Annotated in this window: 11 protein-coding genes and 7 pseudogenes; 13 read left to right on the top strand and 5 right to left on the bottom strand. The window is 49.8% G+C overall.

Features of this window, described 5'->3' with window-relative positions; translation table 11 throughout:
* Positions 1 to 2 precede the first annotated feature (2 nt).
* From AB4H76_RS15930 to phrB, 7 genes and pseudogenes are all read left to right on the top strand, one after another.
* Positions 3 to 1,523 (top strand): annotated as a pseudogene (locus AB4H76_RS15930) (RHS repeat-associated core domain-containing protein); the annotation flags it as partial.
* Positions 1,520 to 2,089: a protein YbfC gene (gene ybfC, locus AB4H76_RS15925; RefSeq protein ID WP_000832338.1), complete on the top strand. Its 570-nt coding sequence runs from the start codon at positions 1,520 to 1,522 to the stop codon at positions 2,087 to 2,089. The pseudogene AB4H76_RS15930 and the gene ybfC, both read left to right, overlap by 4 nt.
* Positions 2,090 to 2,314: 225 nt before the next feature.
* Positions 2,315 to 2,551: pseudogene (locus tag AB4H76_RS15920) on the top strand (ISAs1 family transposase); the annotation flags it as partial.
* Between the two features lie 143 nt (positions 2,552 to 2,694).
* Positions 2,695 to 3,831, top strand: a pseudogene (locus tag AB4H76_RS15915) (ISAs1 family transposase).
* 130 nt (positions 3,832 to 3,961) lie between these two features.
* Positions 3,962 to 4,720 (top strand): annotated as a pseudogene (locus AB4H76_RS15910) (ISAs1 family transposase); the annotation flags it as partial.
* Positions 4,721 to 4,870: 150 nt separating this feature from the next.
* Positions 4,871 to 5,380, top strand: a complete 510-nt coding sequence (locus tag AB4H76_RS15905; RefSeq protein WP_001053305.1) for a YbgA family protein — start codon at positions 4,871 to 4,873, stop codon at positions 5,378 to 5,380.
* Positions 5,377 to 6,795 (top strand): deoxyribodipyrimidine photo-lyase, encoded by a 1,419-nt coding sequence (phrB, locus tag AB4H76_RS15900; RefSeq protein WP_077492375.1) that lies wholly within the window; start codon positions 5,377 to 5,379, stop codon positions 6,793 to 6,795. Before AB4H76_RS15905 ends, phrB begins: the two co-directional genes overlap by 4 nt.
* Before the next feature lie 149 nt (positions 6,796 to 6,944).
* On the opposite strand, the gene dtpD is transcribed toward phrB, so the two are convergent.
* Positions 6,945 to 8,426, bottom strand: a complete 1,482-nt coding sequence (dtpD, locus tag AB4H76_RS15895; protein WP_001032689.1) for a dipeptide permease DtpD — start codon at positions 8,424 to 8,426, stop codon at positions 6,945 to 6,947.
* 270 nt (positions 8,427 to 8,696) lie between these two features.
* Here dtpD and ybgI point away from each other — a divergent pair, with 270 nt between their 5' ends.
* From ybgI to nei (AB4H76_RS15870), 5 genes are read left to right on the top strand one after another with little or no spacing between them, the layout of a single operon-like run.
* On the top strand, positions 8,697 to 9,440 hold the full coding sequence (gene ybgI / locus AB4H76_RS15890; protein WP_000798871.1) for a radiation resistance protein YbgI: 744 nt from the start codon (positions 8,697 to 8,699) through the stop codon (positions 9,438 to 9,440).
* 22 nt (positions 9,441 to 9,462) lie between these two features.
* Positions 9,463 to 10,119 carry a 5-oxoprolinase subunit PxpB gene (gene pxpB, locus AB4H76_RS15885; RefSeq protein ID WP_001188343.1) on the top strand — a complete coding sequence of 219 codons (657 nt, stop codon included), beginning with the start codon at positions 9,463 to 9,465 and terminating at the stop codon, positions 10,117 to 10,119.
* Positions 10,113 to 11,045 carry a 5-oxoprolinase subunit PxpC gene (pxpC, locus tag AB4H76_RS15880; RefSeq protein WP_000912724.1) on the top strand — a complete coding sequence of 311 codons (933 nt, stop codon included), beginning with the start codon at positions 10,113 to 10,115 and terminating at the stop codon, positions 11,043 to 11,045. The genes pxpB and pxpC overlap by 7 nt, the downstream gene beginning before the upstream one ends.
* Entirely contained in the window at positions 11,035 to 11,769 is a 735-nt protein-coding gene (gene pxpA / locus AB4H76_RS15875) for a 5-oxoprolinase subunit PxpA (RefSeq protein ID WP_000687112.1), read from the top strand. Before pxpC ends, pxpA begins: the two co-directional genes overlap by 11 nt.
* A 35-nt stretch (positions 11,770 to 11,804) precedes the next feature.
* Positions 11,805 to 12,596, top strand: coding sequence for an endonuclease VIII (gene nei, locus AB4H76_RS15870; RefSeq protein ID WP_001113989.1), 792 nt, complete (start codon positions 11,805 to 11,807; stop codon positions 12,594 to 12,596).
* Here nei (AB4H76_RS15870) and AB4H76_RS15865 read toward each other — a convergent pair.
* Positions 12,593 to 12,904 (bottom strand): annotated as a pseudogene (locus AB4H76_RS15865) (AbrB family transcriptional regulator); the annotation flags it as partial. The gene nei (AB4H76_RS15870) and the pseudogene AB4H76_RS15865 sit on opposite strands and share 4 nt — an antisense overlap.
* Here AB4H76_RS15865 and nei (AB4H76_RS15860) point away from each other — a divergent pair.
* Positions 12,897 to 13,355 (top strand): annotated as a pseudogene (nei, locus tag AB4H76_RS15860) (endonuclease VIII); the annotation flags it as partial. The pseudogenes AB4H76_RS15865 and nei (AB4H76_RS15860) sit on opposite strands and share 8 nt — an antisense overlap.
* On the opposite strand, the gene AB4H76_RS15855 reads toward nei (AB4H76_RS15860), so the two are convergent.
* The 3 genes and pseudogenes from AB4H76_RS15855 to AB4H76_RS15845 form a co-directional block, all read right to left on the bottom strand.
* Entirely contained in the window at positions 13,352 to 14,398 is a 1,047-nt protein-coding gene (locus AB4H76_RS15855) for an AbrB family transcriptional regulator (RefSeq protein ID WP_001336221.1), read from the bottom strand. The pseudogene nei (AB4H76_RS15860) and the gene AB4H76_RS15855 overlap by 4 nt on opposite strands.
* Positions 14,399 to 14,549: 151 nt before the next feature.
* A pseudogene (locus AB4H76_RS15850) lies at positions 14,550 to 15,612 on the bottom strand (fimbrial protein).
* Positions 15,609 to 16,337, bottom strand: a complete 729-nt coding sequence (locus tag AB4H76_RS15845; RefSeq protein WP_077492377.1) for a molecular chaperone — start codon at positions 16,335 to 16,337, stop codon at positions 15,609 to 15,611. The pseudogene AB4H76_RS15850 and the gene AB4H76_RS15845 overlap by 4 nt, the downstream one beginning before the upstream one ends.
* Positions 16,338 to 16,341: the final 4 nt, after the last annotated feature.

Raw genomic sequence — 16,341 nt, 5'->3', positions numbered from 1 at the left:
GTAACCTGGGCATTGATATCCCGTATGCCACAGACCCGGCAGGTAACCGCCTGCCCGACCCGGAGCTGCACCCGGACAGCACCCTCAGCATGTGGCCGGATAACCGTATCGCCCGTGACGCGCACTATCTTTACCGGTATGACCGTCACGGCAGGCTGACGGAGAAAACCGACCTCATCCCGGAAGGGGTTATCCGCACGGATGATGAGCGCACCCACCGGTACCATTACGACAGTCAGCACCGGCTGGTGCACTACACGCGGACACAATATGCAGAGCCGCTGGTCGAAAGCCGCTATCTTTACGACCCGCTGGGCCGCAGGGTGGCAAAACGGGTGTGGCGACGTGAACGGGACCTGACGGGCTGGATGTCGCTGTCACGGAAACCGCAAGTGACCTGGTACGGCTGGGACGGCGACCGCCTGACCACGATACAGAACGACAGAACCCGCATCCAGACGATTTATCAGCCGGGGAGCTTCACGCCACTCATCAGGGTTGAAACCGCCACCGGTGAGCTGGCGAAAACGCAGCGCCGCAGCCTGGCGGATACCCTTCAGCAGTCCGGCGGCGAAGACGGTGGCAGTGTGGTGTTCCCGCCGGTGCTGGTGCAGATGCTCGACCGGCTGGAAAGTGAAATCCTGGCTGACCGGGTGAGTGAGGAAAGCCGCCGCTGGCTGGCATCGTGCGGCCTGACGGTGGAGCAGATGCAAAACCAGATGGACCCGGTGTACACGCCGGCGCGAAAAATCCACCTGTACCACTGCGACCATCGCGGCCTGCCGCTGGCGCTTGTCAGCACGGAAGGGGCAACAGAATGGTGCGCAGAATACGATGAATGGGGCAACCTGCTGAATGAAGAGAACCCGCATCAGCTGCAGCAGCTTATCCGCCTGCCGGGGCAGCAGTATGATGAGGAGTCCGGCCTGTATTACAACCGCCACCGCTATTATGACCCGCTGCAGGGGAGGTATATCACTCAGGATCCGATTGGGCTGAAGGGGGGATGGAATTTTTATCAGTATCCGCTGAATCCGGTTCAGTATATAGATTCAATGGGACTGGCATCAAAATATGGACACTTAAATAATGGCGGATATGGAGCGAGACCCAACAAACCGCCTACGCCCGATCCAAGTAAATTGCCGGACATAGCGAAACAATTAAGACTGCCATATCCTATTGACCAGGCCAGTAGTGCGCCTAATGTTTTCAAAACATTCTTCAGAGCATTAAGCCCTTACGACTACACACTGTATTGCAGGAAGTGGGTAAAACCAAATCTGACTTGTACGCCACAGGATGATTCCCAGTATCCAGGGATGGATACAAAGACAGCAAGTGATTACCTGCCACAGACAAATTGGCCAACAACTCAATTACCACCAGGATATACTTGTGCAGAACCCTATTTATTCCCAGACATTAATAAACCCGATGGGCCAGCAACAGCAGGGATAGATGATTTGGGTGAAATTTTAGCTAAGATGAAACAGAGAACATCGAGAGGAATAAGAAAATGAAAAGAGTTTTGTTCTTTTTGTTGATGATATTTGTTAGTTTTGGTGTTATAGCTGATTGCGAAATACAAGCTAAAGATCATGATTGTTTTACTATTTTCGCTAAGGGTACTATTTTTTCCGCGTTTCCTGTCTTAAATAATAAAGCCATGTGGAGATGGTATCAGAATGAGGACATCGGTGAGTATTATTGGCAAACAGAACTGGGTACATGTAAAAATAATAAATTCACACCAAGCGGGGCGAGACTCTTAATTCGCGTCGGGTCACTACGCCTTAATGAAAATCATGCCATCAAAGGAACGTTGCAGGAGTTGATAAATACAGCAGAAAAAACGGCGTTTCTCGGCGATCGGTTTAGAAGTTATATAAGAGCGGGTATCTATCAAAAAAAGAGCAGTGATCCAGTTCAGTTGTTGGCAGTCCTTGATAATTCAATCATGGTAAAATATTTTAAAGATGAGAAACCAACTTATGCTCGAATGACAGCACATCTCCCGAACAAAAATGAGTCTTACGAATGTTTAATAAAGATACAGCATGAACTAATTCGTAGTGAAGAGAAATAAAATCTCTTCCTGAGAAAACAAATTAATCATTGTGAAAAATTATATAACTCATGGAATAGGTGTTTATTTTGCGTTCCATTTGCAGGGAAAGATCACGTAACGCTACTTTTTTGTACTAAATAATTCGAATTTTAAGTTCAACAATTGAGATACTACTTATTGTCTAAAGCTGTTTTTCATAGCTTATACATGATCAAATACTCCTTACATAAATAAGGTGAACAAATGGAACTTAAAAAATTGATGGAACATATTTCTATTACACCCGATTACAGACAAGCCTGGAAAGTGGTGCATAAATTGTCAGATATTCTACTGTTGACTATTTGTGCCGTTATTTCTGGTGCAGAAGGTTGGGAAGATATAGAGGATTTCGGGGAAACACATCTCGATTTTTTGAAGCAATATGGTGATTTTGAAAATGGTATTCCTGTTCACGATACCATTGCCAGAGTTGTATCCCAGGGAAAGATCACGTAACGCTACTTTTTTGTACTAAATAATTCGCATTTTATGTTTAAAAATTGAGATATTCCTTATTACCTAAAGCTGTTTTTCATAGCTTATACATGATCAAATACTCCTTACATAAATAAGGTGAACAAATGGAACTTAAAAAATTGATGGAACATATTTCTATTATTCCCGATTACAGATAAGCCTGGAAAGTAGAGCATAAATTGTCAGGCATCCTACTATTGACTATTTTTGCCGTTATTTCTGGTGCAGAAAGTTGGGAAGATATAGAGGATTTCGGGGAAACACATCTCGATTTCTTGAAGCAATATGGTGATTTTGAAAATGGTATTCCTGTTCACGATACTATTGCCAGAGTTGTATCCTGTATCAGTCCTGCAAAATTTCACGAGTGCTTTATTAACTGGATGCGTGATTGCCATTCATCAAATGATAAAGACGTCATTGCAATTGATGGAAAAACGCTCCGGCACTCTTATGACAAGAGTCGCCGCAGGGGAGCGATTCATGTCATTAGTGCGTTCTCAACAATGCACAGTCTGGTCATCGGGCAGATCAAGACGGATAAGAAATCCAATGAGATCACAGCTATCCCTGAACTTCTTAACATGCTGGATATTAAAGGAAAAATCATCACAACTGATGCGATGGGTTGCCAGAAAGATATTGCAGAGAAGATACAAAAACAGGGAGGTGATTATTTATTCGCTGTAAAAGGAAACCAGGGGCGGCTTAATAAAGCCTTTGAGGAAAAATTTCCGCTGAAAGAATTAAATAATCCAGAGCATGACAGTTACGCAATGAGTGAAAAGAGTCACGGCAGAGAAGAAATCCGTCTTCATATTGTTTGCGATGTCCCTGATGAACTTATTGATTTCACGTTTGAATGGAAAGGACTGAAGAAATTATGCGTGGCAGTCTCCTTTCGGTCAATAATAGCAGAACAAAAGAAAGAGCCAGAAATGACGGTCAGATATTATATCAGTTCTGCTGATTTAACCGCAGAAAAGTTCGCCACAGCAATCCGAAACCACTGGCACGTGGAGAATAAGCTGCACTGGCGTCTGGACGTGGTAATGAATGAAGACGACTGCAAAATAAGAAGAGGAAACGCCGCAGAATTATTTTCAGGGATACGGCACATCGCTATTAATATTTTAACGAATGATAAGGTATTCAAGGCAGGGTTAAGACGTAAGATGCGAAAAGCAGCCATGGATAGAAACTATCTCGCGTCAGTCCTTGCGGGGAGCGGGCTTTCGTAATCTTTCCCTGCTTTTTGTACTAAATAATTCGCATTTTATGTTTAAAAATTGAGATATTCCTTATTACCTGAAGCTGTTTTTTATTGCTTATACATGATCAAATACTTCTTACATAATTAAGGAGAACAAAATGGAACTTAAAAAATTGATGGAACATATTTCTATTATCCCCGATTACAGACAAGCCTGGAAAGTGGAACATAAATTATCGGATATTCTACTGTTGACTATTTGTGCCGTTATTTCTGGTGCAGAAGGCTGGGAAGATATAGAGGATTTTGGGGAAACACATCCCGATTTTTTGAAGCAATATGGTGATTTTGAAAATGGTATTCCTGTTCACGATACCATTGCCAGAGTTGTATCCTGTATCTGTCCTGCGAAATTTCATGAGAGCTTTATTAACTGGATGCTTGACTACCATTCTTCAGATGATAAAGACGTCATCGCAATTGATGGAAAAATACACCGGCATTCTTATGACAAGAGTCGCCGTAAGGGAGCGATTCATGTCATTAGTGCGTTCTCAACAATGCACAGTCTGGTCATCGGACAGATCAAGACGGATAAGAAATCCAATGAGATCACAGCTATCCCTGAACTTCTTAACATGCTGGATATTAAAGGAAAAATCATCAAAACCGATGCGATGGGTTGCCAGAAAGATATTGCAGAGAAGATACAAAAACAGGGAGGTGATTATTTATTCGCTGTAAAAGGAAACCAGGGGCGGCTAAATAAAGCCTTCGAGGAAAAATTTCCGCTGAAAGAATTAAATAATCCCAAGCATGACAGTTACGCAATTAGTGAAAAGAGTCACGGCAGAGAAGAAACCCGTCTTCATATTGTTTGCGATGTCCCTGATGAGCTTATTGATTTCACGTTTGAATAGAAAGGGCAGCTATGGTTAGAAACTACCTGACGTCAGTCCTTGCGGGGAGCAGGCTTTCGTAAATTTGTCCTGCTACAACAGGATTAACTTCACAAATATCATTTCTCAACGTCTACACTTACTCCTGTAAACCGCTCAGGAGCAGTAATGAATCTACAACGATTTGATGACAGCACCCTAATCCGTATCTTTGCCCTTCATGAGTTACATCGACTGAAAGAACATGGCTTAACGCGCGGGGCGCTTCTCGATTATCACAGCCGCTATAAACTCGTCTTTCTGGCGCATTCTCAGCCGGAGTACCGCAAACTTGGCCCGTTCGTGGCTGATATTCACCAGTGGCAAAATCTGGATGACTATTACAACCAGTACCGCCAACGCGTAGTTGTTTTGCTTTCTCACCCCGCCAACCCGCGCGATCACACCAATGTTTTGATGCACGTTCAGGGTTATTTTCGCCCGCATATTGATTCCACAGAACGCCAGCAGCTGGCTGCGCTTATCGACAGTTATCGCCGTGGCGAGCAACCACTTCTTGCGCCGCTGATGCGTATCAAACACTATATGGCGCTTTATCCTGACGCCTGGCTTTCAGGGCAGCGTTATTTCGAACTTTGGCCGCGTGTGATTAACTTGCGCCATTCAGGAGTTTTATGACTACCCATCTGGTCTGGTTTCGCCAGGATTTACGTCTGCACGATAATCTCGCACTGGCTGCCGCCTGCCGCAATTCGTCTGCACGCGTGCTGGCGTTGTATATCGCTACACCACGCCAGTGGGCGGCGCATAACATGTCGCCGCGTCAGGCTAAACTTATCAATGCTCAACTGAATGGGCTACAAATCGTGCTGACGGAAAAAGGTATTCCTTTATTGTTCCGTGAAGTGGATGACTTTGTCGCCAGCGTCGAAATAGTTAAACAGGTGTGCGCGGAAAACAGCGTTACTCATCTTTTTTATAACTATCAGTATGAGGTGAATGAGCGGGCGCGGGATGTGCAGGTTGAGAGAACGCTGCGTAACGTGGTGTGTGAAGGATTTGATGACAGCGTGATCCTGCCGCCTAGCGCGGTGATGACCGGTAATCACGAGATGTACAAAGTCTTTACGCCTTTTAAGAATGCCTGGCTGAAACGGCTGCGGGAAGGGATGCCGGAGTGCGTCGCTGCACCAAAAGTTCGTAGTAGCGGATCGATAAAGCCCGCGCCATCCATTACGCTGAATTATCCTCGTCAGTCTTTCGATACTGCGCATTTTCCGGTGGAAGAAAAAGCGGCGATTGCGCAATTACGCCAGTTTTGCCAGAACGGTGCCGGAGAATATGAGCAACAACGAGATTTTCCGGCAGTGGAAGGCACCAGCCGTTTGTCGGCCAGCCTGGCAACGGGCGGGTTATCGCCTCGCCAGTGCTTGCATCGCTTGTTGGCTGAACAGCCGCAGGCGCTGGACGGTGGGGCCGGTAGTGTCTGGCTTAATGAGCTGATCTGGCGCGAGTTTTACCGTCACCTGATAACGTATCACCCCTCGTTGTGTAAACATCGTCCATTTATTGCCTGGACGGATCGTGTACAGTGGCAGAGCAATCCCGCACATTTACAGGCCTGGCAGGAAGGCAAAACGGGATACCCGATTGTTGATGCCGCTATGCGTCAGCTTAACAGCACTGGCTGGATGCATAACAGGCTACGGATGATTACAGCCAGTTTTCTGGTGAAAGATTTATTGATCGACTGGCGCGAAGGCGAGCGATATTTCATGTCGCAGCTGATTGATGGTGATTTGGCAGCCAATAACGGTGGCTGGCAGTGGGCCGCTTCAACCGGAACCGATGCAGCGCCGTATTTTCGTATTTTCAACCCGACAACCCAGGGCGAGAAATTTGATCATGAGGGCGAGTTTATCCGCCAGTGGCTACCGGAACTGCGCGATGTGCCAGGGAAAGTGGTGCATGAGCCGTGGAAGTGGGCGCAGAAAGCAGGTGTGACGCTGGATTATCCGCAACCGATAGTCGAGCACAAAGAAGCGAGAGTACAAACGTTGGCAGCGTATGAGGCGGCGCGGAAGGGGAAATAACAGACGCGTCAGGCAATCGAGCCCAGATGCCGGATGCGGCGTGAACGCCTTATCCAGCCTACAAATTTGTGCAAATTCAATAAATTGCAGGAAATACGTAGGCCTGATAAGACGCGTCAAGCGTCGCATCAGGCATCGGTGCTGGCCTATTAAGACTCCAGCGCCAGCGCGCGGTTTCTGAATTTCAGCGCCTGATACAGCCAAATCATCAGTACCAGTCCTACACACGCCAGTGCGCCCCAGGTAATTTGATCAAATACTTCAATATATGCATTGATGGAGTAGTTGATCGCCCCGGAAGCATCAAACGAAGCCTGCGATGTCTGATCGGCAATCACGCCCGCCAGATAGTTCGCGATCGCGCCAGAAAGCAGCATGTAGATGCCGGTTAATACGCCGGTCACACCGGGGATTTCAATGCGCGTAATTTGCGACATGGCAACCGGGTCGATAAACAGTTCCGCAAAGCCCATCACCGCCAGGCCTAATACCATCAGTGGCAGAGAAGAGTGACCATACATTGCGGACCAGCGGGCGCTTAAGGTCAGAATGCAGAATCCGGCGCTCATCAGGCCAAGGCCAAGAGCAAATTTCCCCCAGATGCGCACGGTACGATTACCCGCGACACTCTCTTTTACCACCCACGCCAGGAACACACCGCACAGCATAACTGCGAAGGCATTAATCGACTGGAACATCGCGGTCGGAACGGTATAACCAAACATATCGCGGTTAACGAAGCGGTCGATATAAAGGCTAATCGAGCTACCGCCCTGTTGTGCGAAGGCCCAGAACAACATACTGAAGAAGGTGAGCGTCACAATCAGCCCCAGCTCCTTCCGCTGTTTCTGGTTTTCTGCTTTGCGATAAATTTTTGCCAGTACACCCAGGCCAATAATAGTCGCGACAATTAAGGCGTATACCGACCACTCTTTCCAGAACAGTATGGTAATCAGTGCAGGCGTTGCCACCAGCAGAACCAGCAGCCATCCCCAGTTCGGCAGGAGAAAGTTTGTCGCACGCAGTACTTTTTTGTTAACGCCGCGGGTATGAGTGAAATGACGATTGCCACATAAGAAAATGACCAGACCCGCGATCATGCCAACCGCCGCCAGGCCAAAGCCCATCGCCCAGCTGTACTCTTCCTGGGCGTAACCACAGGCGATAGGTGCGATAATAGACCCCACGTTACCCGCCGCATACATCAGCGAGAAACCGCCATCACGACGCGGATCGGTTGGCTCATACAGCTCGCCGAGCAGACAGCTTACGTTAGATTTAAACAGGCCATAGCCGCAGACGATAATCGCCAGGGACAGATAGAGGAATGACGGATGGATCTCACTGGCACCCAGCACCACATGACCGATCGCCATCAACAACGCCCCCAGCATCACCGCCATGCGATTGCCGAGAACTTTATCCGCCAAAAAGCCACCGAGGATTGGCGTGACATACACCAGCGAACAGTAGGCGCTAAATAACTCGTAGGCGTGAGTATCGTTGTATTTTAGTTGATTGGTGAGATAGAGAATCAGCAGGGCACGCATGCCGTAAAAGCTAAAATATTCCCAGATTTGCAGCGCAACGACATAGTAAATAGCGCGCGGCTGTGATGCGTGTTTATTCATAATAATTCCACAATTGACGGCAACGTCACGTAATAGTTGCGCGGCGTGCTTGTGTTTCCTTAAAGTTAAAACTTTGATACAGATCTGATTATTTATGCAATATGCTGTCTGATTGCATAAATATACATTAGCTGAAGCGTGATGATATAAACAATTTGCGTCTTTTGGCGTCGGGTTTGTTTCTTAATATGTCAAAAGATTGGCTATCGACGAACTGGCGAGGTAACGCTATGTTAACGGTGTAGCTATCAGAATACGGAAGGCGCGAAGATGAAAAACACCGAACTGGAACAACTGATTAACGAAAAACTGAACAGCGCGGCGATTAGTGATTACGCGCCGAATGGTTTGCAGGTGGAAGGCAAAGAGACGGTGCAAAAAATTGTTACCGGTGTCACCGCCAGCCAGGCTTTGCTCGATGAGGCAGTGCGTCTGGGCGCGGATGCGGTCATTGTGCATCATGGCTACTTCTGGAAAGGAGAGTCTCCGGTCATTCGCGGAATGAAGCGTAACCGTTTAAAAACGTTGCTGGCGAATGATATCAACCTGTATGGCTGGCATTTGCCGCTTGACGCACATCCTGAGCTGGGCAATAACGCACAGCTGGCGGCGTTACTGGGGATCACGGTCATGGGCGAAATTGAGCCGTTGGTGCCGTGGGGCGAACTGACCATGCCTGTGCCGGGACTGGAGCTGGCTTCCTGGATTGAAGCGCGTCTGGGACGTAAGCCGTTATGGTGTGGCGATACCGGACCTGAGGTGGTCCAGCGCGTCGCCTGGTGCACGGGCGGCGGGCAAAGTTTTATCGATAGCGCCGCGCGTTTTGGCGTGGATGCTTTTATTACTGGCGAAGTTTCTGAACAGACCATTCATTCAGCCCGCGAGCAGGGATTGCATTTTTATGCTGCAGGTCACCATGCCACTGAACGTGGTGGTATTCGCGCATTGAGCGAGTGGCTGAATGAAAATACCGATCTTGATGTGACCTTTATTGATATTCCTAATCCTGCATAACGAATAATCAGAGGGATCGAAAGTGCAACGAGCGCGTTGTTATCTGATAGGTGAAACGGCGGTAGTGCTGGAACTGGAACCGCCGGTGACGCTGGCTAGCCAGAAACGGATCTGGCGACTGGCGCAGCGTCTGGTGGATATGCCGAATGTGGTTGAAGCCATTCCCGGCATGAACAATATCACGGTGATTTTGCGTAATCCTGAGTCGCTGGCGCTGGATGCCATAGAGCGTTTGCAACGCTGGTGGGAGGAGAGCGAGGCGCTGGAGCCGGAGTCTCGCTTTATTGAAATTCCGGTGGTTTACGGTGGTGCAGGCGGACCGGATTTGGCGGTGGTCGCGGCGCATTGCGGGTTGAGCGAAAAACAGGTTGTTGAATTGCACTCCTCCGTGGAATACGTGGTCTGGTTTTTAGGTTTTCAACCGGGCTTCCCGTATCTCGGGAGTTTGCCGGAACAACTACACACGCCACGGCGCGCTGAACCGCGCTTACTCGTTCCGGCAGGTTCTGTCGGGATCGGCGGGCCGCAGACTGGTGTTTATCCGCTGGCAACGCCGGGTGGCTGGCAGTTGATTGGTCATACCTCACTCAGCCTGTTTGATCCGGCGCGTGACGAACCCATCTTATTACGTCCGGGAGACAGCGTGCGCTTTGTACCGCAGAAGGAGGGAGTATGCTGAAGATTATTCGTGCGGGCATGTATACCACTGTGCAGGATGGCGGTCGTCACGGTTTTCGCCAGTCGGGTATCAGCCACTGCGGCGCACTGGATATGCCCGCGTTACGCATTGCTAACCTACTGGTGGGTAATGACGCCAATGCCCCCGCGCTGGAGATCACGCTCGGTCAGTTAACTGTTGAGTTCGAAACTGATGGGTGGTTTGCTCTGACGGGTGCCGGTTGCGAAGCGCGGCTGGATGATAATGCCGTCTGGACCGGCTGGCGATTGCCGATGAAAGCAGGCCAGCGTTTAACGCTTAAACGCCCGCAGCACGGGATGCGCAGTTATCTGGCGGTCGCGGGTGGTATTGATGTTCCGCCGGTAATGGGCTCATGCAGCACCGATCTCAAAGTGGGGATTGGCGGGCTGGAAGGCCGTTTACTGAAGGATGGTGACCGACTCCCGATTGGCAAATCGAAGCGTGATTCTATGGAAGCGCAGGGCGTTAAACAGCTGCTGTGGGGCAACCGCATTCGCGCCTTGCCGGGGCCGGAATATCATGAGTTCGATCGCGCCTCGCAGGATGCATTCTGGCGTTCGCCCTGGCAGCTTAGCTCGCAAAGTAACCGCATGGGCTATCGCTTACAGGGGCAAATTTTAAAACGCACCACCGATCGCGAACTGTTATCTCACGGTTTGTTACCGGGCGTGGTGCAGGTGCCACATAACGGGCAGCCGATTGTGTTGATGAACGACGCACAGACCACCGGTGGTTACCCGCGTATTGCCTGTATCATTGAGGCTGATATGTACCATCTGGCGCAAATTCCGCTCGGTCAGCCGATTCATTTTGTCCAGTGTTCACTGGAAGAGGCACTAAAAGCACGGCAAGATCAGCAACGTTATTTTGAACAATTAGCGTGGCGGCTGCACAATGAAAATTGACCTGAACGCCGATCTGGGCGAAGGCTGCGCCAGCGACGCAGAGCTATTAACGCTGGTTTCCTCTGCCAATATTGCCTGTGGATTTCATGCAGGCGATGCGCAAATCATGCAGGCTTGCGTGCGTGAAGCAATAAAAAATGGTGTCGCGATTGGCGCTCACCCGAGTTTTCCCGACAGGGAAAATTTTGGTCGCAGCGCCATGCAGCTGCCGCCAGAAACCGTTTACGCCCAGACGCTGTATCAAATTGGCGCGCTGGCAACGATTGCCCGTGCGCAAGGCGGCGTAATGCGTCATGTCAAACCGCACGGCATGTTGTACAACCAGGCGGCGAAAGAAGCACAACTGGCAGACGCCATCGCCAGAGCGGTATACGCTTGCGATCCAGCATTGATTCTCGTCGGGCTGGCGGGAAGCGAGCTGATTCGTGCAGGCAAGCAATATGGTCTGACAACGCGCGAGGAAGTGTTTGCCGATCGCGGTTATCAGGCTGACGGCTCGCTGGTGCCGCGAAGCCAGTCAGGCGCGTTGATTGAAAACGAAGAACAGGCGCTGGCGCAAACGCTGGAGATGGTGCAACACGGCAGAGTCAAAAGTATCACCGGCGAATGGGCAACGGTCGCGGCGCAAACGGTCTGCCTGCATGGCGACGGCGAGCACGCACTGGCGTTCGCCCGCCGACTACGCTCTGCATTTGCCGAAAAGGGGATTGTTGTCGCAGCATAACCCCGATTAATAAAGAATGAAAAAAGGATATCACCATGCCTGAAGGCCCGGAGATCCGCCGTGCAGCGGATAACCTGGAGGCGGCGATCAAAGGCAAACCACTAACTGATGTCTGGTTTGCCTTCCCGCAGTTAAAACCTTATCAATCACAACTTATCGGTCAACACGTTACCCATGTGGAAACGCGTGGTAAGGCGTTGTTAACTCATTTTTCCAACGACTTAACGCTCTACAGCCATAATCAGCTTTACGGCGTCTGGCGCGTGGTTGATACCGGCGAAGAGCCGCAGACCACGCGAGTATTGCGGGTAAAACTGCAAACGGCTGACAAAACCATTCTGCTTTATAGCGCCTCGGATATTGAGATGTTGACCCCGGAACAACTGACCACGCATCCGTTTTTACAACGCGTTGGTCCCGATGTGCTGGATCCGAATCTGACGCCGGAGGTGGTGAAAGAACGATTATTGTCGCCGCGCTTTCGTAACCGTCAGTTTGCTGGATTACTGCTCGATCAGGCGTTTCTGGCTGGGCTTGGCAATTATTTGCGGGTGGAGATCCTCTGGCAGGTTGGGTTGACTGGAAATCATAAAGCGAAAGATCTCAATGCGGCGCAACTGGATGCACTCGCACACGCGTTACTGGAGATTCCTCGATTTTCCTACGCTACGCGGGGGCAGGTGGATGAGAATAAGCATCATGGGGCGCTGTTTCGCTTTAAGGTTTTTCATCGAGATGGCGAACCGTGCGAACGTTGTGGCAGCATCATTGAGAAAACCACGCTGTCATCTCGCCCGTTTTACTGGTGCCCTGGCTGCCAGCACTAGGCCGACCGCTTCGGCGCATAGGTTGAAATAAACCGCGCAATGGCAGGCCCTGTCAGCAAAATACTGAACAGGCGTAGGGTTTGCATCGCCATAATGAGCGCCATATCGGCATTGCTCCCTGCGGCGATGACCGCCACGGTATCAAGCCCGCCGGGGCTGGTGGCGAGGTAGGCAGTCATAAAATCAATGTGCATAAACCGGGTCAGCCCCCACGCCATACCCGCACAAATAGCCAGCAGAGCAAAAATCGACAGCAGGATTTGCGGTAGCGGGCGTAGTGCCCGCAGTAAGATTTGTTTATCGAAACCGGAACAACTGACCACGCATCCGTTTTTACAACGCGTTGGTCCCGATGTGCTGGATCCGAATCTGACGCCGGAGGTGGTGAAAGAACGATTATTGTCGCCGCGCTTTCGTAACCGTCAGTTTGCTGGATTACTGCTCGATCAGGCGTTTCTGGCTGGGCTTGGCAATTATTTGCGGGTGGAGATCCTCTGGCAGGTTGGGTTGACTGGAAATCATAAAGCGAAAGATCTCAATGCGGCGCAACTGGATGCACTCGCACACGCGTTACTGGAGATTCCTCGATTTTCCTACGCTACGCGGGGGCAGGTGGATGAGAATAAGCATCATGGGGCGCTGTTTCGCTTTAAGGTTTTTCATCGAGATGGCGAACCGTGCGAACGTTGTGGCAGCATCATTGAGAAAACCACGCTGTCATCTCGCCCGTTTTACTGGTGCCCTGGCTGCCAGCACTAGGCCGACCGCTTCGGCGCATAGGTTGAAATAAACCGCGCAATGGCAGGCCCTGTCAGCAAAATACTGAACAGGCGTAGGGTTTGCATCGCCATAATGAGCGCCATATCGGCATTGCTCCCTGCGGCGATGACCGCCACGGTATCAAGCCCGCCGGGGCTGGTGGCGAGGTAGGCAGTCATAAAATCAATGTGCATAAACCGGGTCAGCCCCCACGCCATACCCGCACAAATAGCCAGCAGAGCAAAAATCGACAGCAGGATTTGCGGTAGCGGGCGTAGTGCCCGCAGTAAGATTTGTTTATCGAAACCAAGACCAATCCGCCAGCCAATTGCCATATACGCCATCGCCAGCAGCCATTCCGGTAGTTCGATGGTGATGAGCTGACCAGACTGGAGCACTGCGCCCGCCAGCATCGGGATGAGCATCGTGCCGGAAGGAAGACGCAGCAGGCATCCCACTGTACCGGCAACGACCGCGAGCAAAATAGTAAGCAGGAGATTAATGCTCACTGGCGGGAACCAGACGATATGCTGGTTAACCGCTTCAGCGTTATCGCCCAGCATCATGCGGGTGACCAGAACAGCGGCCCCCGCGACGAACAGCACTCGCAGATATTGCATAAACGCCACCAGGCGAATATCTGCGCCGTAATCTTGCGCCATAGCGACCATTGCCGCCGCGCCGCCAGGAGAGGAGCCCCAGGCACCGGTATTTCCAGGCAATGAGCTATAGCGCACCAATAACCAACCCACAATGGCGCTGGAAAGCAGCGTTACCAGTAAAATTGCAAGCACGATCGGCCAGTTGACGGCCAGGGTGGTGAGAATCGAACCAGTGAGGTTTTGCGCAATCATGCAGCCAAGAATGGCCTGGGCGGCGAGAAAAGCAGAGCGGGGAAGTTGCAGAGTAATTCCGCGCATACTAAAGATGATCCCGGCGATCATCGGCCCAAGTAATAGCGCCGCCGGGAGATGTACCGCGAGGAAACCAATAGAAAGGAGAAGTGATAGCACACATAACATTCCCCACTGCAAAACTGGCATCCTTCGCTCCCTCATTATTTTCTCTTTGGTGTATCGATACAGCATAAAGAAAGCTGGGCCAGGAAAAAATAACAGCAATCAAGGAAAAGGGGAAAATCAGCAATTTTCTGAAAGAGATGCCCTTTCCGGCGGCAAAGGGCATCATGGTAAATCAGTTATAGTTAATCTTAAAAAGCACCACTGTATCGAAGGGGCCAGCCTCGATGGGGGTGCCTGGAATGGACGAAAGTTCAGCCGTATAGGTTTTTTCGTAGACCAACATGTCACTGGTGAAATCGGCGTATTCAGCATATTTATTGAAGGTATAAGGCGAGGCGTTTTCATCCAGTAAACGTAGCTTCAGACCATTACCAATCAACAATGCTTTATCTTCTTCAACCAACGTTTCTTCGGTATAAAAGGAGGAACTGACTTTAAATCCGTCGGTGCATTGATCGTTTTGGCTCTTGGTCGTTTTAATACTGAACGTTTTCGACATTGTGTGGCGACGTATATCCAGCAAATTAAATTTACCAAAATCAATCACCTGTGTTTCCGGTGAAATGGAAAAATTGACGCTGCAATCCAGCACGCGAATGTTTTCCAGACCAGTAATATGATATTTCAGGTTTTGGGCAGTAGGGTCTTCGTTAACGCTACCGGCACCGTCAAATTGCACGACGATATAGTCGCTAAGCGTACTTTGATAATCATGCGGCGGCATTTCTCGTATTTTGACGTATAACCCGCATGCGAGCGAGAAAGGTACGCGACATATGAATATTAGCGGGATCGCCCGAGCAAATTTTGTTCTGCCATCCCATCGCGATGATCTGCTCAGGGGTATAAATATCAATGTTCTTACTGTCGATACACTGGTTAGTGTCGATGCGACTTTTTCCCAGACTGGCATCGTAATCGACACCGTTGTATGTCACGCCGAGTTGATAATAACGATCCTGCACCCCCGGATAGGGGTTTACCCAGGCGTAGACATGCTCGCTTTCAAAGTTGCCGTTGGTATTGTTGTCACAATAGACGGGAATTTTAATATCGTCAGATTCCCAGATCTTATCACCGGGTTTGGCATTGCCTGGTACAGCAAACGGTTGAATCGCTTCTGATTTTTCTACTGCGCCACCAGATGTACCAAAATAGCAGTTCAGCGCCATTGCAGACTTCAACGGCAGAAATAACAGGCAGATGACGAGCAACAATCCCTTGCCAGCACTCATTTCGCCTCCACTGCTTGTAAACGGCATTGTCCGCTGCAGTTGAGCGTCGTCATGCGTAATGCGCCGTAATCATCCATGTAACCGAGATAAAACTGGCTGCCGCTATAACTTCCGGTGTTTGTGTTGACCGTACTAAAAGGTGCAACCATCACGGTTTTGAAGCCTGGGAGAACGCCTTTTTCATTTCTCCCCAGATAGGCAATGGTCAGATAATACGCGGTAGGATTTTTCAGTGTCAGTTGGTTGCCCTGCTGGCTGACCTGTAACTGCAGTTCGACCTTTTCTCCTGCTTTCTTGCGTAATGCAGCCGGTCGCCAGAACAATTTAATACGACTTTGAATAGCGACCTGAAGTATCGCATGGTCGCTGCTTTTATCCGGAGCGGGAGGAATTTCGCGCATATTGTAGAAAAATAGCGTTTCGCGATCGCCAGGTAATTGTGTGGTTGAGGCTTGTTTCACAACCCGCACCTGCGATGTCGCTTTCGGTTCCAGACGTTGTATCGGTGGCAGGGCAACCAGAAGATCATCGCTTTTCTCCCCTTTTTCATTTTCGAGCCAGGAATAAGCGAGGTAGGGGAGTTTATCGCTACGATTATCCACGCGCAGACTGGTAGCTTTATCATTAGCGTTAAACACAATACGAGTGCGATCGGGTTGTAGTGCAGCGTGGCTGCACAGACTGGCAACCAACAACAAAAGGGGTAGTCCTTTCATAAATGTCATTTTC

This window comes from Escherichia sp. UTM R2, from assembly GCF_048593455.1.
Lineage (GTDB): Bacteria > Pseudomonadota > Gammaproteobacteria > Enterobacterales > Enterobacteriaceae > Escherichia > Escherichia coli.
This window is presented reverse-complemented; position numbering and strand designations above follow the sequence as displayed.